The 25,922-nt window shown below is 68.6% G+C and carries 30 protein-coding genes; 19 read left to right on the top strand and 11 right to left on the bottom strand.

The features are described from left to right. The first annotated feature begins 426 nt into the window (after positions 1-426). The 3 genes from P2424_RS30370 (at position 427) to P2424_RS30360 (ending at position 3,001) form a co-directional block, all read left to right on the top strand. Positions 427-1,218: a GntR family transcriptional regulator gene (locus tag P2424_RS30370; protein WP_276479260.1), complete on the top strand. Its 792-nt coding sequence runs from the start codon at positions 427-429 to the stop codon at positions 1,216-1,218. A gap of 179 nt (positions 1,219-1,397) precedes the next feature. Continuing rightward, complete coding sequence (locus P2424_RS30365) at positions 1,398-2,435, top strand: AAA family ATPase (RefSeq protein WP_276479259.1); 1,038 nt, start codon at positions 1,398-1,400, stop codon at positions 2,433-2,435. Continuing rightward, entirely contained in the window at positions 2,432-3,001 is a 570-nt protein-coding gene (locus P2424_RS30360) for a guanylate kinase (RefSeq protein WP_276479258.1), read from the top strand. The genes P2424_RS30365 and P2424_RS30360 overlap by 4 nt, the downstream gene beginning before the upstream one ends. Before the next feature lie 7 nt (positions 3,002-3,008). Here the strand turns inward: P2424_RS30360 and P2424_RS30355 are convergent, their stop codons facing one another. Both P2424_RS30355 and P2424_RS30350 read right to left on the bottom strand, forming a co-directional pair. After that, a complete protein-coding gene (locus P2424_RS30355; protein WP_276479257.1) occupies positions 3,009-3,842 on the bottom strand; it encodes a DUF1932 domain-containing protein in 834 nt (277 codons plus the stop codon). 4 nt (positions 3,843-3,846) lie between these two features. Beyond that, a complete protein-coding gene (locus P2424_RS30350) occupies positions 3,847-4,494 on the bottom strand; it encodes an HAD family hydrolase (protein ID WP_276479256.1) in 648 nt (215 codons plus the stop codon). An 81-nt stretch (positions 4,495-4,575) separates the two neighbouring features. Here P2424_RS30350 and P2424_RS30345 point away from each other — a divergent pair, with 81 nt between their 5' ends. The 4 genes from P2424_RS30345 to P2424_RS30330 all read left to right on the top strand — a co-directional run bounded on the left by P2424_RS30345 (position 4,576) and on the right by P2424_RS30330 (position 7,978). Beyond that, positions 4,576-4,842, top strand: a complete 267-nt coding sequence (locus P2424_RS30345) for a helix-turn-helix domain-containing protein (protein WP_276479255.1) — start codon at positions 4,576-4,578, stop codon at positions 4,840-4,842. A 450-nt stretch (positions 4,843-5,292) separates the two neighbouring features. After that, positions 5,293-6,189 carry a hypothetical protein gene (locus tag P2424_RS30340; RefSeq protein WP_276479254.1) on the top strand — a complete coding sequence of 299 codons (897 nt, stop codon included), beginning with the start codon at positions 5,293-5,295 and terminating at the stop codon, positions 6,187-6,189. Positions 6,190-6,270: 81 nt separating this feature from the next. Continuing rightward, complete coding sequence (locus tag P2424_RS30335; protein ID WP_276479253.1) at positions 6,271-7,662, top strand: DnaB-like helicase C-terminal domain-containing protein; 1,392 nt, start codon at positions 6,271-6,273, stop codon at positions 7,660-7,662. Positions 7,663-7,687: 25 nt separating this feature from the next. After that, on the top strand, positions 7,688-7,978 hold the full coding sequence (locus P2424_RS30330; protein WP_276479252.1) for a hypothetical protein: 291 nt from the start codon (positions 7,688-7,690) through the stop codon (positions 7,976-7,978). 572 nt (positions 7,979-8,550) lie between these two features. Here P2424_RS30330 and P2424_RS30325 read toward each other — a convergent pair. From P2424_RS30325 to P2424_RS30315, 3 genes are all read right to left on the bottom strand, one after another. Beyond that, positions 8,551-9,555 (bottom strand): ParB/RepB/Spo0J family partition protein, encoded by a 1,005-nt coding sequence (locus P2424_RS30325; protein ID WP_276479251.1) that lies wholly within the window; start codon positions 9,553-9,555, stop codon positions 8,551-8,553. Then, positions 9,552-10,628 (bottom strand): ParA family protein, encoded by a 1,077-nt coding sequence (locus tag P2424_RS30320; RefSeq protein ID WP_276479250.1) that lies wholly within the window; start codon positions 10,626-10,628, stop codon positions 9,552-9,554. Before P2424_RS30320 ends, P2424_RS30325 begins: the two co-directional genes overlap by 4 nt. A 305-nt stretch (positions 10,629-10,933) precedes the next feature. Then, entirely contained in the window at positions 10,934-11,080 is a 147-nt protein-coding gene (locus P2424_RS30315; RefSeq protein WP_276479249.1) for a hypothetical protein, read from the bottom strand. 970 nt (positions 11,081-12,050) lie between these two features. Here P2424_RS30315 and P2424_RS30310 point away from each other — a divergent pair. The 3 genes from P2424_RS30310 (at position 12,051) to P2424_RS30300 (ending at position 14,389) form a co-directional block, all read left to right on the top strand. After that, positions 12,051-12,635 carry a sigma-70 family RNA polymerase sigma factor gene (locus P2424_RS30310; RefSeq protein ID WP_276479248.1) on the top strand — a complete coding sequence of 195 codons (585 nt, stop codon included), beginning with the start codon at positions 12,051-12,053 and terminating at the stop codon, positions 12,633-12,635. A gap of 15 nt (positions 12,636-12,650) precedes the next feature. Then, the gene (locus P2424_RS30305; RefSeq protein WP_276479247.1) at positions 12,651-13,439 is read left to right on the top strand and encodes a hypothetical protein; all 789 of its coding nucleotides are present in this window, start codon (positions 12,651-12,653) and stop codon (positions 13,437-13,439) included. A 350-nt stretch (positions 13,440-13,789) separates the two neighbouring features. Next, positions 13,790-14,389, top strand: a complete 600-nt coding sequence (locus tag P2424_RS30300; RefSeq protein ID WP_276479246.1) for a DnaB-like helicase N-terminal domain-containing protein — start codon at positions 13,790-13,792, stop codon at positions 14,387-14,389. 1,014 nt (positions 14,390-15,403) lie between these two features. Here the strand turns inward: P2424_RS30300 and P2424_RS30295 are convergent. The 6 genes from P2424_RS30295 to P2424_RS30270 form a co-directional block, all read right to left on the bottom strand. Then, positions 15,404-15,649, bottom strand: coding sequence for a type II toxin-antitoxin system RelE/ParE family toxin (locus tag P2424_RS30295; protein ID WP_276479245.1), 246 nt, complete (start codon positions 15,647-15,649; stop codon positions 15,404-15,406). After that, complete coding sequence (locus P2424_RS30290; RefSeq protein ID WP_276479244.1) at positions 15,646-15,906, bottom strand: type II toxin-antitoxin system Phd/YefM family antitoxin; 261 nt, start codon at positions 15,904-15,906, stop codon at positions 15,646-15,648. Before P2424_RS30290 ends, P2424_RS30295 begins: the two co-directional genes overlap by 4 nt. Positions 15,907-16,057: 151 nt before the next feature. After that, on the bottom strand, positions 16,058-16,453 hold the full coding sequence (locus P2424_RS30285) for a DUF3307 domain-containing protein (RefSeq protein ID WP_276479243.1): 396 nt from the start codon (positions 16,451-16,453) through the stop codon (positions 16,058-16,060). Between the two features lie 86 nt (positions 16,454-16,539). Further along, a complete protein-coding gene (locus P2424_RS30280) occupies positions 16,540-16,899 on the bottom strand; it encodes a hypothetical protein (protein ID WP_276479242.1) in 360 nt (119 codons plus the stop codon). Positions 16,900-16,901: 2 nt separating this feature from the next. Beyond that, the gene (locus P2424_RS30275; protein ID WP_276479241.1) at positions 16,902-17,084 is read right to left on the bottom strand and encodes a hypothetical protein; all 183 of its coding nucleotides are present in this window, start codon (positions 17,082-17,084) and stop codon (positions 16,902-16,904) included. A gap of 1,048 nt (positions 17,085-18,132) precedes the next feature. Beyond that, the gene (locus P2424_RS30270) at positions 18,133-18,309 is read right to left on the bottom strand and encodes a hypothetical protein (RefSeq protein ID WP_276479240.1); all 177 of its coding nucleotides are present in this window, start codon (positions 18,307-18,309) and stop codon (positions 18,133-18,135) included. A 261-nt stretch (positions 18,310-18,570) separates the two neighbouring features. Between P2424_RS30270 and P2424_RS30265 the strand changes: the two genes are divergently transcribed. From P2424_RS30265 to P2424_RS30225, 9 genes are all read left to right on the top strand, one after another. Continuing rightward, on the top strand, positions 18,571-18,726 hold the full coding sequence (locus P2424_RS30265; protein ID WP_276479299.1) for a hypothetical protein: 156 nt from the start codon (positions 18,571-18,573) through the stop codon (positions 18,724-18,726). Between the two features lie 252 nt (positions 18,727-18,978). Further along, positions 18,979-19,275: a hypothetical protein gene (locus P2424_RS30260; RefSeq protein ID WP_276479239.1), complete on the top strand. Its 297-nt coding sequence runs from the start codon at positions 18,979-18,981 to the stop codon at positions 19,273-19,275. A 435-nt stretch (positions 19,276-19,710) separates the two neighbouring features. After that, on the top strand, positions 19,711-21,297 hold the full coding sequence (locus P2424_RS30255) for a Mu transposase C-terminal domain-containing protein (protein WP_276479297.1): 1,587 nt from the start codon (positions 19,711-19,713) through the stop codon (positions 21,295-21,297). Next, positions 21,284-22,066, top strand: coding sequence for an ATP-binding protein (locus P2424_RS30250; RefSeq protein ID WP_276479238.1), 783 nt, complete (start codon positions 21,284-21,286; stop codon positions 22,064-22,066). Before P2424_RS30255 ends, P2424_RS30250 begins: the two co-directional genes overlap by 14 nt. Further along, complete coding sequence (locus P2424_RS30245; RefSeq protein WP_276479237.1) at positions 22,066-23,142, top strand: hypothetical protein; 1,077 nt, start codon at positions 22,066-22,068, stop codon at positions 23,140-23,142. The genes P2424_RS30250 and P2424_RS30245 overlap by 1 nt, the downstream gene beginning before the upstream one ends. A 249-nt stretch (positions 23,143-23,391) precedes the next feature. Then, positions 23,392-23,868, top strand: coding sequence for a hypothetical protein (locus P2424_RS30240; protein ID WP_276479236.1), 477 nt, complete (start codon positions 23,392-23,394; stop codon positions 23,866-23,868). 189 nt (positions 23,869-24,057) lie between these two features. After that, entirely contained in the window at positions 24,058-24,258 is a 201-nt protein-coding gene (locus P2424_RS30235) for a hypothetical protein (RefSeq protein WP_276479235.1), read from the top strand. Next, entirely contained in the window at positions 24,251-25,120 is an 870-nt protein-coding gene (locus tag P2424_RS30230) for a hypothetical protein (RefSeq protein WP_276479234.1), read from the top strand. Before P2424_RS30235 ends, P2424_RS30230 begins: the two co-directional genes overlap by 8 nt. Before the next feature lie 56 nt (positions 25,121-25,176). Continuing rightward, the gene (locus P2424_RS30225) at positions 25,177-25,608 is read left to right on the top strand and encodes a hypothetical protein (RefSeq protein WP_276479233.1); all 432 of its coding nucleotides are present in this window, start codon (positions 25,177-25,179) and stop codon (positions 25,606-25,608) included. Positions 25,609-25,922 lie beyond the last annotated feature (314 nt).

The raw sequence follows: 25,922 nt of genomic DNA, 5'->3' as shown, positions 1-25,922 counted from the left end.
TCCTACGGAGTGGCGGGGGCGCGGATCGCGATGCTCTCTCCGCCCTCCAGGCCAGGCAGGGCCTGGAGGACAGACAGCTCACAGCGCTGCGACGTGCATGCATTCGTCGCGGCCGTCAGGCTCCGGGGGAGTTCGATGGTGCTCTCGCGTCCTCAGCTCGCCTGATGACGTGCCCTCAGCGAGCTGAGGGCTACCCCGGCCGCCCCGAAGGGCGGACGACTACTGCGGTCTTGCGGTGGTGCCGAGGGGCGTAACCCCTGCTCAACGGAACGTTAGGGCTATCGCTATCGCCCAGTAGAGACCATGTCGGGCCACCGCGTCAATAGCGATAGCCCTATTCGTGTCGATCGGTTGTGCTTGCCCATCGCCGCCTGATAGAGCTAGCCCTAGAATCAGATCCCCGTAGCACTCTGAAAGGTGGCTCCGATGCCCGTCTCGTATCGCGACATCGCCGCTGACCTGCGACAGCAGATCGGCGAGGGGCGATTCGCGCCGGGCGACAAGCTGCCGATGCTCACCGAGCTCCAAGCCCAGTACGGCGCTGGCTACCAGACCGTGCGAAGCGCCATCTCGCTCCTGGAGCAAGAGGGTCTGGTCGTCGCGGTGCGCCGCAGAGGAACCATCGTGCGAGAACGCCATGAGAAGCGGCGCATCACGCGCTCCCGCCAGGTCTTCCGCGATGAGATCGGCTACTACTTCGACCCGACTGCCCAACCGTGGGTGGCCTTGGAGCCTCCCACCCTGCGTTGGGGCATCGTGCCGGTCGATCTCGCTGTCCTCATGTCCATCCCCACCGGATCCGAAGTCCTCGTTCGTGACCGCGTGATGGGCGACCCCGAGAGCAGGAAGCCGAAGCAGTTGGCCACCAGCTACCTGCCGGCTGAACTCGCTCGAGGAACTCGACTCGCAGAGGCCGACACAGGCCCCGGAGGAATCTACGACCGCCTGGAGGAGATGGGCCATCGTCCCCTCCGCTGGAGCGAAGGTGTCTCCGCCCGCATGCCCTCGCCCGAAGAGGCGGAGGCATTGGACCTCCCAGCCGACGTTGGCGTTCCGCTGCTGCGCGTCGTGCGAGTCACGACCAGCTCCAACGGCGAGGTTGTCGAGCTGAACGACACCAGGATGAGCGCCGAGGAATTCGAGATCGGCTACTCCATCCGACGCCATGCGAGTGCTCGACTCGGCGAAGGCTACGGGAGTGGTGACGACGACCACTGACAACACCTCACGTGCCATGACCTTCCTCCCGTCGGCTGATCTCGTGAGGGCCATCACACTCGGGCCAGGCGGGACGAACCATCACGGGGACATGTCCAAGCTCGTACGCACCGCCATTCACGCGTTTTCAACATCCGCGTATACATGCGATTTGCAGCCCGAGCCCTAAGCTCGCGGCCATGACGATGACGGAGGGGCAGAGGGTGGGGAAGCAGCGCGCTGGGTGGAGGCCAGACCGGCTGCGGGAGCAGCGCGAGGCCCACGGCCTGACCCTGGAGAAGGCCGGCGAGCGGCTCCGAGAAGTCGCTGAGCGGGCCAAGCTCAAGGGCATTCCCGCTGCGAATCCGCAGACCTTGTGGCAGCACGAGCAGGGGGAGGTCTACCCCGGTCCGCACTACCGGCGCGCCTACTGCCTGCTGTACCGAGCGACCGAACCGGACCTCGGTTTCCGTGCCGCACTGCCGGGGGAGGAGACGTCCTTCAAGCTCACGCCGATGGATGACCGCTTCAACGGCTCGCACGTCTTGGCTGTTGAGCGCGCCATTCACCGCATCGCGCCGGGCTCCGACGAATCCGACCACTTCGATTTGCAGCAGCGGATCATTGACGCGTGGAAGCGCCGTCACACAGGGGGCGACCCTCACCGTCCCGTGCTCATCCTGGTCGGCGGCTTCGCGGGCAGCGGTAAGACCGAGCTCGCCCGCTTCTTCGTTCAGCTCACAGGCTGGCCGCTGCTCGACAAGGACCCGCTCACCCGCCCGCTCGTGGAACGTCTCCTGGTCGCGCTGGGCGGCGACGCGAACGACCGGCACACCAAGCTCTACCGCGAGAAGGTCCGGCCCGTGGAGTACGACTGCCTGATGCAGTCGGCAATGGCCAACATCAAGTGCGGCATCTCCACGGTGTTGACCGCGCCGTTCATTTCCGAGATGACCGACTCGGACTGGATGCAGCGCCTCGCCAACCGCGCGGGCTCGATGGGGGTCGACGTCTTCCCGGTGTGGGTTCGCTGCGACGAAGAGTCGATGCGCGAGTACATCGGATTCCGCTCAGCGGCCCGGGACGCGTGGAAGCTCCAGCGGTGGGACGAGTACATGGCCACGATCGACCTCGACCTGCGCCCGGCGATGCCCCACCTTGTCGTCGACAACCGGCTGGGGACCGCAGTGACGCTCGCGGACCAGGCCCGGCATGCAACGGGGATGATGTACACGTGAACCCGAAGCAGGGTGTGCTCCTGTACGGCCCGCCGGCCTCGGGCAAGGACACCGTCACCACCGCGCTCAGCGTGCTGCATCCCAGGTACGCGCAATTCGCGCGGCTCAAGGTCGGGACGGGCAAGTCGGCCGGCTACCGGATGGGCACGACGGAGCAACTGCGCGAGCTGGAGGCTGCGGGCGACGTCGTCTACGCGAACCACAGGTACGGCAACACGTACGCCATCGACCGGCCCGGCCTGGACGCCGCGTTCGCAGCCGGGGTACCGGTGGTGCACCTCGGGCAGGTCGAGGGCATCCGAGCGCTGGTCGGCGGCTATCCGGCCGACTGGTCGGTGGTGCTGCTGTGGTGCCCGCGCGAGGTGACCGAGCAGCGGTCTGCGGGGCGCGGCGACAGCGACACCGCGGCGCGGCTGGCGGCGTGGGATGCGACCCGCGAGGACCTGGACGCGCACCAGGGCATGGTCTGGGACCTGAGCGTGGACACCACGGTGTCGGCTCCGCAGGAAGCGGCGCGGCTCATCGACCAGCTGCTGGCGCAGCGGGCAGGGGCGGCGACAGCATGAGGGCGGGCTACGGCTGGGCGAGTCGGTCCAGGGCATCGGTGAGCGTGAGCTCGCTGTCCTTGGCGTCGTTCCAGCAGGCCAGTGTGGACGCGGCCGCACGCAGCATCTCCGGCGGAAGACCGGCGGCCGCGAGCGCGTCGGCAGCCTCTTCGAGCTCGGGGCCCCAGCGCCAGGCGCGGGCCGCGGTCTTGGCGACGTACTGCGGCTCGGACAGGTATGAGTCGGTGCGCCGGGAGGCGACCTCGATGAGTTCCTGGTCGACGCCGTGCTCGCGGGCCATGCCGACGGCGAGCGCCACCAGCACCCGCGAGGTCTTCTGGAAGCTGGCGTACGACAGCTTCAGCGCAGAAGCCTTCCCCACCTCCGTGCCCAGCACCGCGGCCAAGACCGCGGTGTCCGCGAACAGCGCCTCGATGCGCTCGGTCGCGGCAGCGGGCCCGGACAGGTACAAGGTCGGCGACTTGCCGCCTACCGGCGGGGAGCCGACGACACCGCCGTCAACGACGATCGCGTCCGGGAGCAGCAGGGCGACCCGCTGCGTCCGCTCGGGGGAGATGGCGTTCGCCTCCACGTACACCCTGGCGAAGCCGTGCCCGGCGACGTCGCGGGCCAGGTTCTCCGCCGCGGCCGGCGGGCAGAGGCTGATGAGGATGTCGCTGCGGTCCAGCAGCTCGGTCAGCGTGGCCACTGGTGTCAGCCCGTGGCGGGTGGCGCGCTCCACCGAAGCGGTGCTGCGCCCGGTCTCGCACCACAGGACGTCGGCCGCGTTGGTCGCGGCGCAGGCGGCAACGGCGGCACCCATGCTGCCGGGGTGGAGGATCCCGACGGTCGGCTGGTCCACGGTGCTACTCCGTCTCTGCGAGCAGGATGGTGATGGCGTCGGTGACGTCGTCGACGACGTGGTGCGCGGCGGGGAGTCCGTCGGGCCAAGGGCTGCCGCGCAGCCAGATGGTGCGCAGCCCAGCCCGGTGGCCACCGCCGATGTCTCCGGTCGGGTTGTCGCCGACCATCCAGCCACCGTCCGCGAGGCTGACGCCGCACCGGGTGGCCCCGAGTTTGAAAAGGCGCAGGTCGGGCTTGCGGATCTCCAGGTCGCCCGAGGCGGCGACGCCGTCGACCAGGTCGGCGAGGCCGGTCCCGGCGAGCTTGGCGCGCTGGATGTCGCCGGCCCCGTTGGTGATGACGCCGATCGTCCATGCGGCCGCCCGCAGGCGGGCCAGGCCCTTGAGGACCTCGGGGCGACAGGTGACGGCGGCCGCCATGAGCTCGACGTACTCCTGCCACAGCTGCACGCCGGGCACTGTCAGATCAAAGGTGGCGCGCAGCCGTACGAAGTCGTCGGCGTTCGCGCGATCGGCAAGCTCGGTGAGCAGCCAGTTCTCGGTGTCCGGTGGGAAGGAGTGCGCGCGGCACAGGCCGGCCACGGCGTCGCTGAAGGCCGACTGCCGGTCAGCCAGCGTGCCATCCAGATCGAAGAGCGCGAGGCGGGACACGGAAACGGACCCTACCGGGCTTCGAATGAGAGATCACTTCGTGTATCTTTTCCAGTACTGTTTCCTGGGATGGAGGCTCCGATGTCGGATCCGCTGCGTCGCGTCGATGCCCTGGTGGATGCCGACACTCTTCCTTCACCGCGCGTTCGGCAGCAGCTGCGAGTCGCCGCCGGACTGACCCAGACCGAAGTCGCCAACGCCATAGGCGTCCGGCGCGTCGCAGTCGCTCGGTGGGAGGCGGGACTCACCAAGCCCCACCGCGGCAACCGTCTGAAGTACGCGCACCTCCTCCGTCGGCTGGCCGAGAAGTACCCGGCCGCCACCCAGGAGGCACCGAGTGAGGACTGACCTCGTACCTGTTTTCAGGCCCGCCAACTTGATCTTCGGAGAGGGGGCGGCCGTGGCTTAGAAAGAAAATCGGCCGCCCCCGGGCCAACGGGGACGGCCGATCAAGCAACGACTCCCGCTACCAGGCAACGAGTCGTGTCAGCGAGGTGACCTCGCCAGGTGCTCCCATACGGGGCCACCTGCCGCAAGGATAAACGGCAAGTCAGGGGAGTGCTAGCACACCCCTCCCGGTCTCACAATCCGTGGTCACACCGTCGCTGTCGCGGCTCCCCAATCGAGGGGACCTCGCACCATGCGCACCACCGTTCAACGCCCAGTTCGCAAAGCGCCACCCCCGCCTGTGTGCCACGTCCGGCTCGGCGCCATGGGCGTGCCAGCCCTCACCCCCGAGCCCGTCCCTGCTTCGGCTGTGGGCACCCGCACGCCGCGCGAGAGGGCGGGGGTGGCCCGGTGATCCAGCACATGAGCATGGTCTTCAAGGCTGGCGGGTTGAAGACGGGTGAGGGTGCGTTCCTGATGGCGTGCGCGAATCACACCGACGCCAAGGGATACGTGGTCGCGCACATGCAGCAGGTGGCGGACGAGGCGCACATGTCACTGCGGACCGCCCAGTCCATCCGGGCGAGGCTGGAGAGGCGGAAGCTCGTCAAGGCGGCGCCCCGGTACAGCCCGAAGAACGGGGCGCAGATCGCCAACCTGTTCCGGATCAACCTCGACCTGCTCAAGAGCATGGAGCGCAAGCGCAAGGACTACGGCGCGACGCTCATCGAGGAGCTGACCTTCGACGAGGCCCCGGACGAGGATCCCGAGGAAAAGCCCAGCTCAGACCCCCCCGCAGATTCTGCACCCCCCCATGCAGATTCTGCACCCCCCCATGCAGATTCTGCGGGGAGAAGGGGTGCAGAATCTGCACCCCTTCTCCCTCCCTCTTCTGCTCCCTCCTCTCTCTCCGAGGCCCCGGATGACGCTGATGCCTCAGATGGACCGCCTGGAGACGAGGAGAGAGAAGCGGCTGCGCCGGAGCCTTCGGCGGCTGACGTGGTCGTCGATGCGTACGCACAGGCCCTGGGGCGCCCGTTGCTCAACGGCAGCCGTAGTGCTTTGCGAGCCCAGTCGGTGGAGCTGCTGGCAGCGGGCTATCCGATGGAGTGGGTGGCGGACCGGGCTCGGGAGATGGCCGCACATCCGGCATGGAAGGACTTGATCAAGCACTGTGACCGGTCGCGGGTACCGCTGCCGGGACAGGCCGGCCGCGGCCGGGGCGCTGGCGGACGCGAGCGGTGCCCGGATCATCCAGCCCGCTATCGCAGGAGCTGCGTGGAGTGCGCGATGGCCGTGCCGGACTGACAAGGCCGGTGCGGGCCGCTCCCGTGCCGGGGAGCGGCCCGCGAGTTTCCCCTGAACGCGTAACCGAACAGGAGATCACCAGTGTCCACCATTCCAAGCCAGCAGGCCGGGGCCCCAGCCGACGACCGTGACCTGCAAGAGGAGCGGCCCGCCGCATTCACCCGGGTGCCGCCGCAGGACCTTGAAGCGGAGCGGGCCTCGCTCGGCACGCTGCTGCTCTCGGGCAGCCCCAGCACTGCTGGCCACCGCTATTTCGCCGAAACTCTGGAAACCGGGCTGGTCGCCGAGGACTACTACCGGCCTGCGCACAGCACCATCCACCGTGCGATCTGCGCGCTGCACGAGGCGGGCGAGCCGGTCGATGCGCTGACCGTCGCCGAGGAGCTGCGGCAGCAGGGAGAGCTTGCCCGCGTGGGCGGCCCCGGCTACGTCCAGTCCCTCGTCCAAGCCGTACCCACCACCGCCAACGGCCCGCAGTACGCCGAAATCGTGCGGGCCAAGGCGTACCTGCGGGCGATCGTGGAGTCGGCGCACCGCATCCTGGAGTACGCCTACAGCCAGGAGGGCGACGGGGACGAGGCCCGCGACCTGGTGGAGCAGCAGCTCACCGAGATTCTCGCGGGTGCCCCTGGGCTGCATGAGGTACCGCCGACGGTCGGTGACCTCTATCTCGACTTCGTCGCGGAGCTGGAGAGCATCCAGGACGGCAAGCGGGTCGGGCTCACGTACGGGTTCGCCGACCTCGATGTGCTCACCTCAGGAATGCACCCGGGCAACGTGACGGTGATGGCCGCGCAGTCCGGTGTCGGCAAATCCACGCTGGCGCTCAACGCTGCCGTTGCTGCGGCCCGGACGGGCGCGACGGTGATGTTCTCCTCGCTGGAGATGAGTGAGACCGAGCTGATGCAGAAGATCCTCGCAGCCGAGGGCCAGATCGCTCTGCACCATCTGACGCATCAGGGCGGCCTCACCCCTGCAGGGTGGGAGACCGTGAACCGCCTGGGCGTGGAGCTGTTCCGAAAGCTGCCGCTGCGGGTCTACCGGCCCGAGGGCGCATCCCTGGCGGACATCGCCTCGGCGGCACGGGCCTGCGCCCGCGCCAAGGGCGGTCTCGGTCTCCTCGTCGTGGACTACCTCCAGCTGGTGGAGGTAGCGCAGTCTCGTCACGTGACCCGCGAGCAGGCCGTCGCCTCGGTCTCCCGCGGCCTGAAGAACCTGTCCGTCCAGCTCGACTGCCACGTCATCGCCCTGTCGCAGCTCAATGACGACGGCTTCGTACGCGAGTCGCGAGCGATCAAGAACGACGCGTCGGTGATGATCCGGGTCGAACGGCCGGACGCGCACGACCCAGAATCGCCCCGCGCTGGCGAAGTCGATCTCGTCATCGAGAAAAACAGGTTCGGGCCGACGGCGTCCGTTACCGTCGCCGCACAACTCCACTACTCCCGCTTCGTGGACATGGCCCACCTCTGAGAGATCACTTGAGCTTGGAGCCACCGTGACCTACCGAATGACACCTGACAACCTCGAAGCCCTCAAACGGGAAGCGGAAGCGATCAACCGCGCGCTCGTGCTCCGCGGTCAACCAGACGGGCCGCGCACCGATGTAGGGGTCGTCTTCGAGCTCATTGGTTCTGCCCAAGCCCACTTGGAGGAGATCCGCGTCGGCTACTACCCGGACGAACTGGAGCGTACCCACCTCGACCTGGCAGCCGCCTACGCATCCCTGGCCAAAGCAGGCGCACGCGCCATCGCCGTCAGGATGGACATCGCAGATCCGCCCGAGTAGCTGGTCTCCGGGCCTGGAAGGCCACTCAGCGGCGACCTCATGCGCGGATCATCCCGGGCCAGCCGAGTCGGAGGGAACCGGACACGCCACGAACTTCAAAGTCCGTCATAAACCAAGTCAGATGGTTCAGGGGTCCCGCGGGTAGGTGCTCTTGGAGCTGTCAGAGAGAGTCACGGCGGGCCGGCCGGACTCTCAAGGCCACCACGGTCACCACAGCGGGCCTGACCTGCCCGTGGTGAGTGACGGGCTGCGCCCCTGCCCGGGCCACGAGTCACGCGCTCAGCCGCTCGATGTGCCCAGGACTCAGGGTCCACTGCCCCGGCTCGGCCTGGGGCGGCCGGCCTCGGGGTGGCCCGTTCCCGCGACCGGCTCTCCGGCACCGTGTCTGGCACGGGTTCCTGGCTTACGTGGCTCGCCGGGCGGCCCGGTGCCTGACACGCGCACGACTGGACACACCGCGAAGGTCCACACCTCCTGCCCTCGTGCTTGTTCGCCGGGGGTACGCGCCCTTCTGTGTTCAGCCGGTAGCTGCCTTCGGCGCCGTGGCGCAGCCGTATCGAACGAACCAGCAGCTACGCCTCTGCGTGGGTGTCGGCCTTCTCTTCCGTGTTGAAGTCGATCAGGAGTCTTGTCAGCTCCACTCGGTCTGGTCGGGACATACGGGACGCCACCACTTTGAGGAGCGCCCTTGGGTCCTCCCACGGCATCACGCCGGGCGCATCAGCCGCGCCATGGTGTGGCTGATGCCCTCCGCCTCCTGCTGCCGGGTCAGCTGCTGCGGCCGCAGCCACGGGGGTATTAACGGCGTTAACAGTCGGCTCCTCCGTCCCGGCTTCCACGCGTCCGGGGCGGCGCTGACGCGGAGGCTTAACGGCGTTAATAACCTTCTCGGCCTCGTCAGCCTGCTGCGCTTTGGGCAACCGGCCGATACGGCGAGCCGGCTCCACCTTCAACTCGCCGCTCTCCACCTTCTCCTGGAGTTCCGGCATGAGCTCCAGGAGCGCCAGACGCTGGGACACCCAGGCAGCCGTCTTCCCCAGACGGTTAGCCACCTGCCCCTGCGAGCCGTGGACCCCCACGAGCTCCTGGATCGCCTTCGCCTGGTCCACGGGGGGCACATCCACCCGGTGGATGTTGGCGATGAGGGCCGCCTCAAGCATGTCCGCAGCGCTCCCAGCCAGCTCGTCGTTGACGTCGATCCGCAGCTCTGAGAGGCCAGCGAGCGGGGCCGCTGCCAGACGCCTGTTCCCGTCGATGACGACGTACTCGGCGTCTTGGCCGATCTCGTCTTCGTGCCCAGGGTGGGCATTCAGGAAGGCATCGCGTCGCGCCACGGTGACCGGTTGGATCTGCCCCCTTGCTCGAAGAGATTCCGCCGTCTCCTCGACATCGGTCAGTTCGTCCCGCGGGTTGAACGGGTTATGAGCCAGCAGCTTGAGCTCAGCCTTGGCCGGCGGTCGCTTCCCCTCGCCGTTGATGATCTGCTGACGTGTACGGATACGACGCTGAGGCTTCTTCCCGTTGTCCTCCTCTCCCATGCTGAAGCCGCGGGTGACACGGTGCTGCGGGGGTGTCATACGGCAAGCTCCTTCGCCAAGTCGCGCATCACCTGTGCATGCTCGCTGTCGGGCGCGTACTCCAGTAGCGGGATCTCCCCGTCCGAAGCCTCCCGGCCTTCCTTCAGGTCACCGATCACAGCCAGGACAGGCGGGGAGCTGCTCTTCTCCCATTGGTCCTTGTTCTCCTTCACGAGCTTGCCCCGTCGGCTGTCGTAAGCGTTGATGACCAGGCCGAGGTAATCGACCTGAATCCGGCCCTTGATGCACAGGTCGTCCTTCTGCGACTTCAGAAGCCGGAACGCTCGGTGGGAGGCTTTGTTCGCCCAGACCGGCGTGATCACACCAGAGCGATCGGCGCGTTCACCCTCTCGGCGGCGCACGTAGTACAGGGCCGTGTCCATGTTCAGGCCCAGGCTTGGGGGGCCGTCGATGATCACGACGTCGTACTCGTCCTCCAGCGGCTCCAAAGCGCGTTCCAAGGCGGCTTCGCTGAAGCTCACCTTGGACAGGGCAACGTCTCGGAGGAACGCGTCGTCAGAGGCGGGCAGCAAGTGGAGCCGCTCACCGAAGCGTTCCTGGTCCAAGGCGACCAGGAGATCGTGGATGTCCCCCTTGGCCGAGCCGTCCATGTGCATCAGCAGCGTCTCGGTGTCGTCCTCGTACATGAGGTCCTCGAAGCCCAGCTCAGCAGTGAGGTGGCCCTGGGGGTCGTAGTCGACCAGCAGTACACGGTGGCCGGCCTCCGCCAGAGCCTGAGCGACCCCGGAGGAGATGAAGGTCTTCCCGACCCCGCCCTTCTGGTTGGCCACTATGACGCGTTCCACGGGCTGCGATACCAACGGAGTAGACGGTGAGGGGTGGGCATCGAGCCACAAGGTCAGGGCCTGCGCGAGTCCCTGCACGTACGTGACACCGCGCTCCACGCACACGGCCTTGAACTTGTCGGGCTCACCGACCGGAAGGAAAGTCCCCCAGGTCTTGGCCCCTTCGGTGTCGACCTCGGCATGGCCGTCGGCTCCGTACCAGGCTTTGATGGCGTGCTCGGCAGCGTCTTGAATGTCCAAGCCATGCTCAAAAGCGCGGATTTTCAAGTGCCTTCGCAGCTTGGGAGTGAGAGCTGTAATTAGCTTCTCTCGCTCCCCTCTGGGGCTAAGGATGCTCATGCGACCGAACATTACTAGGCTCCTGACGCTTGGAAGCGATAACGCACCGAGCTCCACACCCGTACACGTGTGCACGTTGGGCCGGGCTCGGGCGCGGCTGCTTGGTCATCCGCGGCTGATCGGTCCCCGACCGGTCGGACCGGTGCCGATCGGGGCCGATGTCGAACCGCTGCTGTCGCTGTGCTCTGGGCACTTGAGGGCCTTCCAGGTGGCCACCGCGAGGGCTGCTGTGGTTACCAGCGGTTGAGTGCTCTGGTGAGCTGGTGATGCCATGAGATGCGGCGGGGTTCGTGCTGGTCGGGTTCCGGTCCGAGTGCCAGGACGTGGTCGGTGATTGTGTAGGTGACGCGGTAGGCGAGGACCTGGGTGGCGAGGTCCATCCATTCCTGAGTCTTCTGTGCTGGCGGTACAGGGCCGAGGAAGCACTCGCGCAACGGGCAGAGCGGAAGAAGGCCAAGCACGAACCGGGTGCTTACTCAGTAAGCACCCGCCCGGCGCAAGCTTCACAGGCAGCCTCCAAGCCCGCGGACCCCTCCGGTGAAGCTGAGGGCGAAGACCTGCCCGCCTTGGCCGCAGACCTGAAGAAGCGACTTACCCCGGCCCAGGTGGATGACTTGGTCAGGCTCCTTACCGGCTGACGTGCTGCCTTTCCGCATTCCGGTGTGGGAGGCCGATGTCGGCGGAGAAGGCGCGGAAGCTCGCCAAAGCCATCAAGGGCAACAACCTCGACGTCGAGCAGCAGGCTCAATGGCGGGGGGATGTAGGAGGCTGTGGCATCCCCGGCGGCTCTGGTCTCGGTGGCCGGAGCGTTCGAGGGCCTGTGTGCGGGCGGGATGTTGGTCCCGCGGGCGCGACCTCTCGTGATGAAAGTGGCGTTTGAGGCGGTTGGTGTGTCTGATGCCAGAGTCAGTGGTCTATACCGCATCATCACGTAAACCTTTTCATGATGTGACCCTGATCACAAGTAGCGACCAACGGTGCAGGTGGAGACACTGCTGGTGCCCAAGTGGTCACACTCGGCTGCAGTTTCTTTCGAGACGGTTCCACGTTTGCCCTGTTCCGAACGATTAGCTGGTCATCGAGGGCACCGAAGTCCTCGGGCACACAACGAGGTTGGCCGACGGGGAGCCGACTGTGCCTCCGGAAGAAGGGAACACACGTGTTGCTTCTGCTGATCGGCTCACTGGCTCTGGCCACCGCCGCGCGGGTTTTCGTCCCGGATGCCGCCCGGCTGCTCCGCCGCGGTCTCGCCGCGGGGGTCCTGATGGGAGCCGCATCTCTCGCCGAGCGGGGCCGAAGTCCGCAGGAGCCACCGCACGGGGCCCTGCATACCGGCGGGGAGGGGCAGGCATGAGCGCGCAGCAGGGCGACCCCGGGGCCGTACGGGTGGCCGTGGCCGAGCAGCAGCGCCTCGTGGCCTTCTATGCCTTCCACAGCCGCTACCGGCGGGCCTACCTCCACTACGCCGAACTCCAGCTCGGCGATCGGCGGGTCGCCGCCCGCGTCGTCCATCTGGTCTTCCTCAGTCTCCTCAAGGGCTGGAACCGGCTGATGGAGGAGGCCAACCCCGCCGCCAACGCCTGGGCCCACCTGAAGGAGGCCGTGGACGAGGTCCTCATCCTCGAGGACCGGCCCTCCGCCCTCCCGGAGACCGCGGCTTTCGCCAAGGTCAAGCGAGCCATCATCGAAGATGCCCGCGACGAGTTCGCCGCCATGGAGAGCAGCATCGGCCTCTACCCGGCGATCGCACGGCTGCCCGCCCGCCAGCTCGATGTGGTGGTACTGCACTACGTCCTCGACTACAGCACCACCAGAACCGCCCAGGTCATGGGAGTGGACGAGGCCACCGTGCGCTCCCATCGGCTCCACGCCAGACAGCGACTTGCCCAGGATCTGGGCATCGAGCTGAGTGCCGATCGTAACGAGACCTGCTGAGGAGTACTCCACCCCATGTCACGCACACTGGATGATCTCCTGAACGAAGCCCGTCTCTTCTTCCCCGAAGACACCGACGAAGACGACCAGGCCGCCTACCGCAGAGTCGTCGCCGACTACGTGGACGCCACCGAACGCGACGTCGGCGGCGGCTACCCGAACCCCGCGCTCGACCTCGCCTCCCTGGCCGCGTCCGGACCGCCGGTCTCTCCCCGGCGGGAGGAGGCCGCGCGGGAACTGCGCGCCCTCTCCTCCCTGACCGTCCGCGCACCCCAGGCCGCCGAACGCATCGCGGACATGGCCACCAGTCACCAGATCGATCCCGACTCCGCGTTCACCTTCGCCTGCCTGCTGCACCTGGCGGACCGGGACGAGCAGGCGGAGTTCCTGTGGCAGTTCTCCGCCGGCGCGGGCAAGCCCGCCTCCGCCGAATGCCTGCACCTGCTGCACACCATCCGGGGCGAACTGCGGGAGGCCCGGCACTGGGCCGCTCAAGCGGCCGAACTGGACACCATCGGCGGCCACAAGGACCCCGCCGACCTCTTCCCCGCCATCCCCTTGACCGGAGCCCGGCCCCTGCCCTCTCTCATGCTGCTGCGCATCTGGCACGCCCTGCGCCACCAGGAGCCCGGTACCGGGACCAGGCTCACAATGGCAGCCTTCCATGCCTGCGCCGGCACCCTCTCCCGGGCCATGACCCTCACGATCCAGGACCTGAAGCCGGAGCCCGGGGAGGACGACGACGGTCTGCTGCCCTGGCCCGACGGCCGCCTCGCGGCGCAGATGCACAGCTGCCTGGCCTGACAGGAGGCGCACAACAATCACCACACGAACCAGCGAAAGCACCAGCCCCGGGCCAGGGCTCACCCTCCACGCCCCCGCGCCGGACAGCGGCGGTGTCGGCGGCATCTCGCACCGGGACCAGGTGCCTGCCACGCCGCCGCTGGAGTAGCTGCGCCGGCAGACCACCGCTCGCACCGAGCCGGCCGTGGCCGGGGCCGTGGACAGACCGGCTGCCGCAGCTCGCCGCCCGCCCGCTGGAGGACGATGCCACCGGGACGGTGTCCGCATGACCGGGGTCGCCATATGGGGAGCGGACCGCGGCGTGGGGCGTGACTCGAAACTCGAATCCGTGCGGTCCCGTTCTTCGCTGCATGGAACCCAACACCCAGCAACAGGAACCGAACACCTCCCTCCCGGCGCCGGTTGCTCTCACCCGCAGGCCCCCGCAGGACCTGGAGGCCGAGCAGGCCGTCCTCGGCGCGCTCATGCACTCCTGCACCCCGGCCGCCGCCGGGCACCGTTTCTTCGCCGAGACGCTGAAGACCGGCCTGCGAGCCGAGGACTACTACCGGCCCGCGCACGCCACCATCCACCGCGCCATCTGCGCACTGCACGAGGCACAGCAGCCCGTCGACCCGATCACCGTCACCGACGAACTCACCCGGCGCGGACAGCTCGCCGGCGTCGGCGGGCCCGGATACGTTCACGCCTGCGCCCAGGCCGCGCCCGCCGCCGACGGCCCGCACTACGCCGAGATCGTCCGGGACAAGTCCTTCCGCCGGTCCGCCATCGAGACCGCCCAGCGCATCACGGAATGCGCCTACAGCGGGGAAGGCGATGAGAGCGAGGTACGCCAGCAGATCACCGAACTCGTCGCGGGCGCCCCGGGCCTGCGCCAGGCCCCGCCAACCGTCAATGACCTCTTTCCCGACTACATGCGAAAGCTCGAAAAAATCCAGAACGGCACCTGAACCAGCACCTCTGGCCCTATCCGGCCAGGAGTACCTGGGAGATTCAGAAAGGGGCGAGAGGGTCGCTATGCCGTGCCCGGGCCGCGCGCGAAGAGCGTGCACACAGAAGGGGCGGCGATGCTCCGGAGACGAACGGCTGGCGAGCGGCGGCCGATTGCCGCTAATCGGTCCGGCCGGCGCCGATCGGGCACCGATGCTGACCTGCGCGGGTCAATCGATCCGATCAGCCTGACTACCACCCCGGGCGGGCCGGTTGCCCCGCTTGCCCCGGGGCTGCCCCGCGTCGCCCGGCGCTCGGGGTTGCCCTACAACTGGCCCTACAAGTTGCTCCACAACTGGCCGTACAACTGGCCCTACAAGTTGCTCTACAACTTGCCCCAGGCGGGCGGGAAGTGCGGCCCGGGCAAGGGGTCTGACCTGGGGGTCAAGGGGTGCGGGCAGCCCGGCCCGCTGCCCGACTACTTCTGTACGGCACCCCTTCCCCGGGCCTGGCACCGTGCGAAGCCCCATCCCGGGCCGCGCCCTGGGCCGCACCCTGTCGCGCCCCGGGTCGCGCAGGGCGTCGGTACCCTGGTACCAGCTGGCCCCTGGGTGAAGGTGCTCCTCAGCAACCCATTCGGCGCGCCGGCTTCTTCCCCTGGGAAGTCTGGGGAAGCCGGACCCGTCCCCGTAGTCCGCTGCGGTTGCCCTACCGGTTGCGCGGGTGGTTGTGCCGCAGGTTGCACGGCTGGTTGCGGCCTGCCCTGCGGCCGGGCTGCATCGCCGCTGGCCACGCCGGGTGGGCAATGCTTCCGGCCGCGCTGACACCTCCCCTTCGAGCAAGGGGAGGTGTTGACCGCTGTCGGCCGGGCCTGGGAGAGCAGGGGGATTTGGAATCGCGCTCCTGTCCGGGCCTGAGCCACGCGCGCAGGGATCTCTCTCTGGAGAGCATGCATCAGCAGGCCCGCCGCCCAGCGACCGGCAGCGTGGTTCGGGGTGCCACCGGGTGTCTGGCTCGGCGCGTGTGCGGCGATGTCAGCGGACGCGTCCGAGGTGGATCACGTTGACGCGGATCTGCCGGTCGTTGATCTCGTACATCACGCGGTAGGCGCCGACGTGGATGCGCAGCAGGTCGGCACTGCCGAATGCGCCGTCGGGGCGCGGGTTGCCCGCGAGGAGGTCCACGGCGGTGAACACCTGCCGGACCCCCTCGGGGTCGTCCTCGGCGAGACGCTGCGCCTGGGCGAGGGCCTCGGGCTCCCAGATGACCTCGTAGCTCACGCCCCGCCCTCGCCGAAGAGACGCCGGTACGCCTCCTCATGCGGGACGCCGGCGTCCTCGCCCCTCTCCTGGCGCGCGCGGTAGGCGGCCAGCGCCCGCAGCTCCTGCAGCTCCAGGGCGTCGGCGGGGCTGACCAGTATGGCGACGGTCTGCCCGTGGTCGGTGATGGCGGCCGGCTCCCGGGTGGCGCTGACCTCGCGCGCGATGGCACCCAGCCGGGAACGGGCTTCCACGATCGAGTAGGTCGTCTCCGTCATGCACACCAGATTACACAAGTGCGCACCTCTGCCTCGGATGGAGCGGCGGCCCCGGCACCGGTCAGGGAGCCGGAGCGTGCTGGGTGATGTTCTGCTCATGGCCGGGGCCCGCACCACGAAAGTGCGGGCCCCGGCCGATGCGGGTGGGTGGTTACAGGGTGGCCAGCAGGAGTGCGGCGGTGGCGAGTGCGATGACGTGGGCGGTCTGGTCGACGTGGGCGGCTCCGCCGTGCTGGGCGAATCCGGGCTGCCGGGCCCAGGCCATCCAGCGCTGTACGGGCCAGCGGCGGTCGATGACCGCGTGGGTGGCACCGATCCACACCAGCGCGAGGGCGGCCGGGCCGGCCGCGAGGTCGAGGCCCAGGACGAGTACGGCGACGGCGAGTGCGAGGGCGCACAGCAGCACGTGCGTGGCGGCGTGGGCCAGGTTGGCCCGCCAGCCGGCGGCCCCCGGCTCGGCCTTGTGCCGGGCCTGGTGGTCGGTCTGGCCGGGATAGTCGGCAGCAAGATGCGCGACGTACAGCAGGACGAACAGCGATGCGAACATGGGAGTCTCCTGGACTCGTGAGCGGGTCGGGGAGCGAGGGGCGGCCGTGCGCCTGGCAGTGGACGGCCGCCCCCCCCTTGGCGGGGTCAGGAGCCGAGGTGGCGGCGGCCGGACTCATACATCCGCCGCACGCTCGACTGCCTCTCGGCGTTCTCGAACATGACCGTGGCGATGCGCCGCCACGAGAGACCGTGGTGGTCGCGCAGCCGCACCACCACGGCTGCGGCGCGGCGCTCCAGGAGCCGGGCGAGGTCGGCGGTCTGGCGTGCGGCCGCCAGGTCCTCCTCCGGCCCGCCCGCCGCGGGCGAGGGCTGGCCGAGAGCCTCCAGCGCGTAGGCGAGCTGGTCGCCCTCCACGGCGCGGGCCAGGTAGCCGACGGGATCGTCCCCCGGCTCCCAGACGATCTCCGCACGGCACCCGCCGGTCCTGGTGACGGCGACGGACACGCTCAGTCCTCCTCGTCGCTGGAGCCCAGGACCACCGACCCGGTCACCGTGCCGCCGGTCACACCGGTCACCGTCCCCCCGCCGACCGTCCCGCCGAACGTGACACCGCCGGCCGCGAGCTGCTCTCGTGCGTCGTCGGCGCTGGGGTCGATCTCCCGGCCGTTGACGTTGATGCGGATGCCCATCAGGTCTCCTCCCAGAGTTGGTGTGCGCTTTGTGCACACCAAGGAGACTGGCATAGGTGTGCACAATGCGCAAGGGGTCTGTCGTTCAGGGCCGCTCCCGCACCCGGGGCGGCTGCGCGGAGGGTCGCGGCCTGCCCTGCGGCGGGCCTGGGCACTGCAGAGCAGGGGGATTTGGAATCGCGCTCCTGGCCCTGTCCTGGCAGCTCAGCCCCTGGATTTGTCCCTGTCTGCGCCCTGTCTCCCAGACAAGGGCGGGACAGGGCGGTGGCGGGTCGTGGGACAGGTCTGGACAGGGGGCGCACCAGGCGTCACGTCACTGCCTGTGAGGCAGCGTCATCGGCCCAGCTCGGCCCGCGTGGTAAGCGGCGGCGCGGAGCCCGACATCTCTCCGTGAGCGCACCAGTGGGACTGTGAGGCGGTGCGTGAGGCGCGCTCGTCGAGCCGGAGGAGTGGCGCCCCGGGCGCGCCATCCCGAGCCGGGATGGCGCGGTGACGCGGCGGAGGGGCCGGACCCCGGGGGGTCGAAAGCGACGTGGCTGACGTGTCATCCCAGCTCGGACGCGGCCAGCCACGTGGCAGCCCGCCCCGCGCTGCCACGTCACCGACCGCCCGCGACCCGTGCTGCACCACATCACAGACACGTCGTCGCCACGCTGCACCATGGCGCGGCAGGACCGTGCCACGTCGCGGCATCGGCAGATGGGCCCCACCCCCGGGGGATCGAATCTGCGCGTCGTGCTCGTCCGCCCAGCTCACATCGCGTCCGGTTACGCGTCGGCCTGCGCCGCCCTGACGCGTAACCGGACGTTGCCCTCGCCCTGTATGACGCGCAGGTGACGGGCACCGGCCAGCCGATGACGTGCAGATGACGCGTACGCCCCTGCCTTCAAGGCACATGGCAGGGCACACATCAGGGGCTGTAACAGGGCACACGGCGTCTCCCCGTCCCGCTGTGCGAAGGCGGAATCGGCGCAGGCCGCCCAGGGCCGGGCACGACGCGGCACTGTGGGCAGCAGCCCCCGGACTGGCGAGTGTGGCGGCCAGTGGCTCAGCGCCAGTTCTCGTAGTTCTCGTCGGCCTGCCAGCCCTCCGGCGGCGGCGAGTAGGGGGAACAGGCCCCGCACGCCTTGCACGTCCACCGGCCGTGGAGCCCGTGGACATCGCTCTTACAGGAGGTGCACACGTGCGTCGTGTAGTAGTTCTCGACCGCTTCGCTCTCACTCATCCCGGCTCATCCCGTTGTTCCGCAGTTGTTGCAGCTCCAGCCCCCGTCCGACCCCTGGATCACTGGCGCCCCGCAGTGCGTGCAGTTCATGCCGCGCCCCCACCCTGCTCGACGTTGTTCACAGCGTCCTCCCGACCGTCGGGCAGTGCCAGACATACAACGAGCCAGACGGGCGATTCTGCGACGGAGCCACCCTCGGACCGCACCAGTGTCAGCGGGGTCCGCGCGGCGGTGTCAGTGGTGGGTGGGAGGCTGCCGCACATGTGTCAGTCGCGCCGGCGGGTCTACGGCAGTGACCACGATGACCCGCATCCCTACGCCCGTCCCGGCCGCGACTACCGGGAGTTGGTGGGTGGTCCGCTGGACGGGCTGCTGTTGGATGTCACCGGTTGCAGCGAGTCCGAGCTGGCCGACTGATGGGCGCTGTCTGGTTTTCGTTGAGGGTGCGTCATCTGTTTTTCACTGCTGTGTGTGCCGCTGTGCTGGGGGGACATGGTGTGAGGGTGTCGTCGGGGTGGTGAAGTTGAGTGTCGTTTCCCGGTGCAGGTCGGATGACGCCTTTGTAAGGTCATGAGCTGGTTGCGACCCACGCAGGGTGGGGATGCCTGCTTGGTAGTCCTCCTCCGCGCACCACCGGATCATCGGCGAGTACCTTGAAGATGCGAAGGAGTGACCCACTTGCGTCGATCGCCTGTGCTGTGTGATGCCTGCGAGTATCTGCAGCGCCGCCCGAATCCCGAGTCCCGGACCACGGCCGACAGATATCTCATGCATTGCGCAGCTTTCCCGGAAGGTCTTCCGCGCGACATCTTTCCCGGCGGGTTCGACCATCGGCGCCCTTATCCCGGGGACAACGGGATCACGTTCGAACTGAAGGATGGCAAGGAAGAGATCGTGGCCCTGTACGAGGCCAGGGTGCCGGAGGACCGCAGGACGCGAGTATCCGACGGCAAAACGAAGAAATGAGCACGAAAGAGCTGGGGCCTGTCACTCACCGTGAGCCTCTCCCAGCGCACGGGCCCATGTCCGCCTGGGCTGGAGGAGCTTCGGGCGCATGGGGACGCCTGCTGGACTATGGCCTGAGCTGGCTGGAGGTCATGCGCCCTCACTCCACCAAGCCCATGCACCAATTCTCATCCAGCCGGTCCCGCACTGACAGCCGCTGAGTCGCCACCACGCCGCACCGGCGGTGGGGCAATGCCTACCCGGGAGTTACCCCTCGATCGTGTGCCGGAGCCCGGTGTGTCGGCCTGAGTGAGGCCTGGCCTGGACATCACCCCGCACGACGGGATCTTGATGTGTTGAGGGGTGAGGGTGGTGCCCAGGCGGGCGCGTGTCTTTGACGAAGAGCCTTCCGATGAACGGCCGCGTCCGGGCCGTGAGGGTGCGGTAGCACGGCTGATGGAACTGGATGCCAAGGGTGAGCTGACCACCGCCCACGCCCGGCTGGTCGCTTCGGGGATGGGCGTCTCGCTGCGGACGGTATGGAACTGGATCGCCGCTGCCCGCAGAGGCGAGGGCCTGGGACCCGGCACCCTCACAAGCCTAAGGGTTTCAGTAACCCCTGAGCTGCGTGCTCGTCTGGCGGTGTGGGGCGGGAATGTGGCCGCGGTTCACCGGGAGCTGCTTGCTGAGGCGACCGCTGCCGGTGATCCGACTACGGTGCCGTCTCTGCGTACCTTGCAGCGCGCGGTGCGCCAGGATCTGACACCGGGGGAGCGGGCCGGTCTGCAATCCGGTGAGGCGGGCCGGCGTCGGTTCGATGTGTACGGGAAACGCCCGCCGGTGCATCGGAACGCGTGCTGGGAGGGTGATCACAAGCGGATTCCGGTACGGGTCACGGTCGAGGGGGAGGTGGCCTGTCCGTGGGTGACGTGGTTCGTCGATGTCGCGACGAAGGTGATCACCGGTGTGGCCGTCACTCCGCATGCCCCGGCCCGTGACGCAGTACTGGCAGCTTTGCGCACGGGTATCAGCCGTACCGGCCCGTATGGGCCGGCCGGTGGTCTTCCCGCGAGGGTGCGGGTGGACAGGGGTAAGGAGTTCTTGTGCCAGGCGGTCACCCAGGCGCTGGGCGGCTTCGCGGTCCCGGTCGAGGACCTGCCGGCCTACACGCCCTACCGCAAGGGCACGGTCGAGGCTTTGAACAGCGCGGTGGAGGAGATGTTCCTCGTCTCCCTGCCCGGCTACACCCACCGCGCCCGTCCCGCAGGCGCTCACCGCCCCGACCAGACGGAAGACCTGCTGCCTTTCCCAGACTTCGTCCAGGCCCTGCTGGGCTGGGTGCGCTGGTGGAACACCGAGCACCACCCCTCCGGCCTGTCTGCGGGACAGACCCCGATAGCGGCATGGGAAGCGGACCCGACACCCATCGAGGACGTCGATGAGGAGCAACTGGCGTTCTTCGCCCTGGAGGATGACGGCCGCGTACGCAAAATCTCAACCAGCGGGGTCAGGTGGCGCCGGCGCTTCTACATCGCGCCGTGGATGGTCGGGCATGTCGGCACCCGGGTCAGGCTGCGCTACCTGCCGCACTATGACGGGCAGATCGAGGTCTTCTCCGCCGAGCAGCCCGGCCGCCATCTGGGGACCGCCTACCTGGCCGAACAAGCCACCCTTCAGCAGCGCCGGGCGCTCAGCTCGGTCAGGGAGAAGAAGGCCCGCGCACTCAAGGCCGACTTGAAGGCCGCGGAGAGGCTGCGCCGTACCCGCTACACCGCCACCACCACTCCGGGCACTCCCCGCCCGCGGCGCACGGTCACCGGCAAGCAGGCCCAGGAGGAGATCGCCCGCGCCAAGGCCACGGATCTCGCGGCACGCGCGCTGCCGGACCTGATCCCGCCCCGGGACCCGCCCCCCGACTGGGCCCGCCCACGCCCCACACCCATCACCCGCCCGAACCCACGCAACGCCCCTGCGGCAGAGGACACCCCCGATACCGAGGCCCCTTCGGGCAGCAAGGAGCAAGGAGAAGATGGCTTCCGGTGAACGCAGGGGACGCCTGCCAAGCCAGCGCGAGGACCACTTCATGCGCCTGCCCGGCGCCCAGGTCGTCTCCACACGGGCGCTGCTCACAGCCCGGGAGAACGTCCGCGCCGCGATCGAGGCGAAAGCGATGATCTGTATCTACGGGCAGGCCGGTAACGGCAAGTCCTTCGCGGTGAACGCCTCGCTGCGGGAGCTGGCACCCACTCTGACCCGCCGTATCCAGTTCCGGGCCCGCCCCACCACACGCGACCTGCGCCACGAACTCTTCCATGCCCTGGGCCTGCACGGCCGCCCGCCCTCCCATGCGATCGAGTTCGACCGCATGCTGCGCGGCGCACTCGAAGAGCCCCGGGTACTGGTCTGCGACGAGGCCCAATGGCTCTCGAAGCTGTGTTTCGAATATCTGCGCTATTTGTGGGATGACACCGACTCCGACCTGACGATCGTCTTCACCGGCGGCAACGGCTGCTTCGAGATGCTGCAGAGCGAGCCGATGCTCGAGTCCCGGGTCTATGCCTGGCAGGAGATCGGCGGCATGCCCCTGGATGAAGTCCTGACCGTCATCCCCGCTTTCCACCCCGTGTGGTCCGACGCGGATTCCGATCTGATCGCGTTGTGCGATCAGGAAGCCGCGCATGGGAACTTCCGCGCCTGGGCGAAGATCACCCACCACCTCACCGTTGGCCTGCAGGAGACCGGCCGCGAAACGGTGGACGAGGACCTCCTGCGCTGGGCCTACAGCAAACTCCGCACCCGCCAGGCCGCCTGATGCTGACCTGCCCCCACCCACCGGCCATCACCCTCGTGATGGACCCGCACGACGACGTCACCCACACCCGGGCCGCGCTGGCCGCCCACGACCCCGCCAAGGGCCGCCTGACCATCCATCCGACTCCGGGAACCCGCTCCGCCCTCGCCCTTGCCCACGACGTCCTCGCCGCCCTCGGTAAACCCGTCCCCCTGACCGGCTACCGCCCCCTCGACCACCGCCCAGCCTGGATGCTGTGCGCCGCTTGGACCCTCGCCCTCCCCATCACGCACGTGACTCTCCTGCGTGCCCATCTCCTCGACCCCGATGCCCTGGACGACCTGCTGGCCCTGCGCGCCAGGACAGGGCTGCGCCTCGCCTTGGTGTGCCACCAACGAAAAGTCCCCGCGGCCCTGGAGAGGGCCCTGGACCGCACGGACTACTACCTCGCGGACGCGGAAGCGCTCCTGCCTGCCGAGGAAACCGCCACCCGGCCCGAGACCGGTGCTCCAGGCAAGCCGTCACGGCGTTGGATCGCTCTGCCGGCACTGACCACCCTGCGTTCCCTCGATGACACCGACCACTGCACCTGCCAGCCACCGACCGCCGACGAACGCGGCTTCACCCCGCCCTCTGTCCCCGCCGCCGACCGCAGCCTGATCGCCTACCGCCTCCAGGCCGCCACCGCCCACCCCCACCTGGCAGCCCAACTGGCCACCGCCTGCCACACCGCCGCCTCGATGCCCCAACTGCTCACCGCCCGCGTCACCGACGCCGCTTTGGACGCCCGCACCCTGACACTCCACGACCCGGCGAACGCCCGTCAGGGCTGTATGACCCACCCCGTGCCCTCGTGGGCGCGCCCCTTCCTCCGCGCCACCGTGTTCCTCCACCTGCTGACAACCGACAGCAAAGGCGTCCGCCTCTTCACTGACCCGCTTCGAGCAGCCCAGCTGCCGCGCCTGACCGACGTCGCGGAACAGTGCAAGCTCCGCCCGCCCCAGCCACCTCGTCCCAAGCGGCGCAAGAACGCCCGCCGCACGTCACCGCCACCCACCGTGTGGCCTCTCAGCACCGCCCACCACCACACCCTCTGACACGGCAGCAAAGACAACAGGAATGCCCACCGCTCCAGCCTCGGCAACCTGATGGGGCGGCGCTCCTCGTCTATTGCTTCGGCCTCGTCTTGGCGCTCCTGGAGCGCCAAGAGCTCCGCTGGGAAGCTGCGAGGGCGGCTGTGATGCCGGGGTCGCAACGTACCGTGGGGGCATCGAACAAATTTGTCCCACGGAGCAGATGAGTGCTGGTGACGTCTGGGACCGGGTGCAGTGAAAGGGAACACTGACGTGTCGAACACCGAACCGGAATGGGAGTCCTTCTCGGATGCTCTAGCGGCAGCAGGCGCCCTGAACCGCTCACTCGTCCCGCTGCGACAGGACAGGGACGCCGCCGTGCGCGCGCTCGGGGAAGCCCTGAAGTCATTCGAGACACGGGATGAGGCGCTACTGCTCCTGGCGGCCCTCGGCACCGACATCACCGAAGCGCTCGTCCCCTCTTTGCTCAAGACCGCGCTGCGGGTCCGAGACACGCTTCGGGTGCGGCAAATGCTCGGCAGGCTGCCCCATTCCGCCGCCGAGGCCGCTGTCCCGCCAGCCGTACGGAAGCTGCTGGACGAGGCGACGGAGAGCGACGACTACCGGCGCATGGCCGAACTGCTCGACCACCTCGGCCTGGACGCTGCTCTCCGCGACCTGTGCATCCGGGCGCGTGACAGCCTCGACGAGGAGATTCGTGAAGTGGCCGAGGACTTCGTTGGCGAATGACCACACGTGTGGTCACACGGCAGCCGCACAGTACAGAAGGACGGTAGCCCTGCCGAGAGCAGGGTCTTTGAGAAGGGCGGTTCGCCTGCTGGTCACTGGATGTGACGAGGTGTCGGCACCGCACGACATGCGCGCCGATCCGACCCTCGGCGCCGTTGCGACCAGGGGCTGGCCGACCGCGTCGCCGGTATGGCTGGCCAGAGCCCGGGACGGGCCTGGGATGACCCGTTCCTCGGCACCGGTTACACCGGCGGGGGTGTCCCGGGGTGGGACGCCAAGCCCACCGGCTTCCCACACCATGCCGAGATCTGGCGTATGCACGCCGACGGCACCGAAGAGGCCGTCGGCTTCTTCGACAAGAACGAAGGGTTGTGGAATTGCTATGACTGAACCTGCGGGCTACCCCTTTCCGGTGGGCGAGGTCGCCGTCTTCCAGGGCGACCTCTTCCAGGCCCGTGCCGCCGTGGGTCTGTGGCCGTACGTCGAACTGCTACCCGAGCCCGGCCGCCCCGCACCGGCAGACCTCGCGCCGCGCGAGGCCGCCGACGGGTCGGTGGGATACCCGGTTCCGCCGGAGCGCCTCGAAGCCTGGTACACCGTGCAGTGGACATTCCGCTGGCACGGCGAGCTCTTCGAGTGCACCGCCGCCACGGCCACCACCCTCTCGGGCAACTACCTCGGCTCCGACGAACACTTCGCCAAGGAGCACCTCAAGCGCAGGGGCATCCGCTACCGCGGCGTCTTCCCACGCCACGAGGTCACCGAGTTGGCGGAGCACCGCGAGGATCTGCTCCAGCCATTGCACGCCCTGGTGCGGCGTTTGGCCGAGGTTGACCATTTTCGCCCCAAGGCCTACGCGGTCCACCACGGCCGGACGTATCCGGCTGCTGCCGAGGCCGACGCCTCGGGCCTCATCGCACTGACCACCGGGCATGACCGACCTGAGGATCTTGTCGCCGATACCCGGGACCTGAGCGGCGGGCACTCCCTGGCCGCCCCGGAGCAGTTGGATGCCTGGTACCGGATCCACTGGGCCTTCCGCTGGCAGGACGGCCCCTTCCAGGCCGTCGGGACGGTGGACGGCATGGTCAAGGGGGTCTACACCGGCGGCAGCTGGGGGTTCGCGGACAACATGCAGCTGACCCCGGAGACGGGTCCCGACGGGGTCCACACCCGGTACACGGTCACGGTGGACCTCGACGGCGTCACCGACCTCGAACAGCACCGCACCGACCTACTGACCAAGCAGTAGCCGAGGCCCTGGGGTCCTTGGGGCGCGCGAGACCGACCCCAGACGGCAGGCCCGGCGTGTTGGAGCAGCCCTCCGAGCGGCAGGATGCGCTCGGTGAGTTGTCCGCGCAGCGTTCCTCCGGCGGTGTCGGCTTCGGTGAGCCAGTCGGCGGCGATCAGCAGTTGGGCGTGCTCGTCGACTTGGCCGGGGGGCAGGTTGCAGAGTGCGGCGGCCTTGTCGAGGCGGAGCCCGCCGCCCTCGACGACCCCCACCCCTACGCCCTCCCTGATGGGCGTCGTTGTTTTGTCAGTGGCTGGCCGCATGAATGTCAGTTGATGTCGTTGCTCCTCATGGGCTGTCAGTTCTGGCATTGTTGCGGTTTTGCGGGTGACGTTTCTGCGGTTTTGGCACCGCCGTTCTGGCGCGGTGCTTATGGGGTCAGGATATGGCACTGGAAACGTGGGGTGGTGTACCGCGATCCCAAATCCGGCCCCACCGTGCATACTTGAGTCCGGGTCAGGGAGTGCTTTCCGGAGGGTGCGGGGGAGTGGTTCCAAATCCCAAAACTGACCCCTGGGTGCATACTGAGGGTTGGCTGAGCGGACACCGACCCCCTCCTTGTAGCCAGCCGGTGTGCGACCCCGGAGGGGGCGCACACACCTCAGCTGTGGGACGGGCCGCAGACCGGGAAGAGAGTGAAACTACAGGCAACCAGGCTCGGTTGGCTACGCCGGAGGCGGGGGCCCCCGACCCCGGAGGGGGCGGCTGGACCCCGGAGGGGGCCAGTCTTACGCCGCGTAGCGGCGTCGCGTCGTGTCTGCGG

This window comes from Streptomyces sp. WMMB303 (genome assembly GCF_029351045.1).
Classification (GTDB): domain Bacteria; phylum Actinomycetota; class Actinomycetes; order Streptomycetales; family Streptomycetaceae; genus Streptomyces.
The sequence above is the reverse complement of the archived record's forward strand: the minus strand, read 5'-3'. Positions and strand labels throughout refer to the sequence as shown.